The organism is Undibacterium sp. Ren11W, from assembly GCF_049340485.1.
Taxonomy (GTDB): domain Bacteria; phylum Pseudomonadota; class Gammaproteobacteria; order Burkholderiales; family Burkholderiaceae_D; genus Undibacterium.
The window spans coordinates 1-2090 of sequence record NZ_JBMPPB010000019.1; the positions used below are offsets into that span (position 1 = coordinate 1).

Annotated in this window: 3 protein-coding genes; all 3 read left to right on the plus strand. The window is 50.2% G+C overall.

Features of this window, described 5'->3' with window-relative positions:
* Positions 1-86: 86 nt before the first annotated feature.
* On the plus strand, positions 87-977 hold the full coding sequence (locus ACO0K8_RS22255; protein ID WP_422948847.1) for a MotA/TolQ/ExbB proton channel family protein: 891 nt from the start codon (positions 87-89) through the stop codon (positions 975-977).
* Positions 978-1112: 135 nt separating this feature from the next.
* On the plus strand, positions 1113-1547 hold the full coding sequence (locus ACO0K8_RS22260; protein ID WP_126126556.1) for an ExbD/TolR family protein: 435 nt from the start codon (positions 1113-1115) through the stop codon (positions 1545-1547).
* Positions 1548-1665: 118 nt separating this feature from the next.
* The coding region (locus ACO0K8_RS22265; RefSeq protein WP_422948848.1) for an ExbD/TolR family protein at positions 1666-2090 on the plus strand (425 nt) is incomplete at its 3' end.

The window sequence follows — 2090 nt, forward strand, 5'->3', positions numbered from 1 at the left end:
AAGTAATTAAAGCCAGAGACACCTATTTTATTCAACATATCCGTATTAACACCGAGCATTAATTAATTCTTTAAGGAAGTATCTACATGAAAACCAGCGCTAAGACTTTCAGCACATTCCTGGCATCAGTCCTGTTCTCCATGACTGCCGCAATCACCACTCCCGTGTTCGCAGCAGATGCAGCGCCAGCGACCGAAGCGGCCGCACCGGCAGCCGTAGCAACTGAGGCGGCAGCACCAGCCGCTGCAGACGCCGCACCAGCAGCGCCTGCAGTAGCGACTAAAGAAGTAGAAAGCGCCTTCGGTATGGCGGCCTTGTTAAAAGGTGGCGACATCGTGGCCCAAGGTACTTTGCTGATCATGGCCATCATGTCCATGGGTAGCTGGTACATCCTGATCACCAAGATCATCGATCAAGTCAAACTCTCAGCCCAAGCCAAAGATGCACGTAAATTCTGGAAAGCTGCCAGCGTCAACGCCGGTATCTCCAGCCTGAAAGAAGGCAGCCCATTCCGTTTCATCGCAGAAGCGGCCGTGAGCTCAACGCAGCACCACGAAGGCGCTTTGTTAGAGCAAATCGATTTGAACTCATGGGTGACGATGTCGATCCAGCGTTCGGTCGAAAAAGTACAAAGCCGTTTGCAAGATGGCTTGGCATTCTTGGCAACTGTTGGTTCTACAGCACCGTTCGTCGGTCTGTTCGGTACCGTGTTGGGTATTTACCATGCGCTGATACAAATCGGTTCATCAGGTCAAGCCTCTATCGATAAAGTTGCAGGTCCAGTCGGTGAAGCGCTGATCATGACTGCGATCGGTCTGGGTGTGGCGGTTCCTGCGGTTCTGGGTTACAACTTCGTGGTACGTCGCAACAAGAGCTGCATGGAAGAAGTTCGTGCCTTCGGCGCCGACTTGCACTCTGTCGTCTTGTCTGGCGTGATGAGCAAAGCCGCTGCCAATACAGCGAAAAAAGTCGCTTAAGCGCAATCATCAGTCACTAAGTTAGACACTAAGTCAGTCACTAAGTCAGACAATTCTTCTTGCGGCTTTATGAACTGCTCAACAGCAGAGCATAAGGCCGCGAGATAAGTCAGAAATCATCCAAGAGAAACCATTATGTCAATGTCAATGGGAAATGATGGCGACGGCGAAGACGAAGTCAACAGCACCATTAATACCACCCCGCTGGTGGATATTATGTTGGTTCTGCTGATCATCTTCCTGATCACCTCACCAGTCGTACTCGACTCCGTCAAAGTTAAATTGCCGGTCGATACCAACACGATCTACGTGACCAAACCAGAAAACATCACGCTCACCATCAACAAAGATGGTGACATGTTCTGGAACGGCGGACGTAAAGCGCTGGCGGGAACCGACGAATTGTTCGAGAAAATGAAAAAAGTATCAGTGCAAGTACCGCAACCGGAAGTGCATGTGCGCGGCGACCAGGATACTCGTTACGAATTTGTCGGCAAAACCATCCTCACAGTACAACGTGCCGGGATTGCTAAGGTCGGGTTCATCATCGAACCTCCCGCTAAAGACTAATCGGACTTATGCAAAATAGCCCCAGCGTTGTTGCGCCTCCTGGCCGTACATTGGTACTGTCTGCGTTGACGCGCCTAGCTGGGACAATTTTGCCTAAATCCTCACAAAAGGAAATCCCATGAGTATGGCTCCTAGCGCTAGTAATTCTAGCGAACCGGAAGTGATGATGGAAATGAACATGACGCCCTTAATTGACGTCATGTTGGTGCTGATCATTATGTTGATCATCACCATTCCGCCCCAAAATCACGCGATTAACCTCAATATGCCGGTCAACACGCCGTCCAAACCGACAGAACCACCACCGGTGATCAATATTGATATTGATTTCGATGGCACGGTCTTATGGAATGGTACAGCGGTACCGCATGCTGAACTGGAAACCAAGCTGCAAGTGATTGCAGCGATGCCAGATCAGGCTGAAGTACATATTCGTCCTGATAAACTGGCCGCCTATAAGGCAGTCGCCTCAGTGATGGCATCGGCGCAGCGTTTGGGTGTGACCAAAATCGGTATGGTCGGCAATGAGCAGTTCTTGAAATA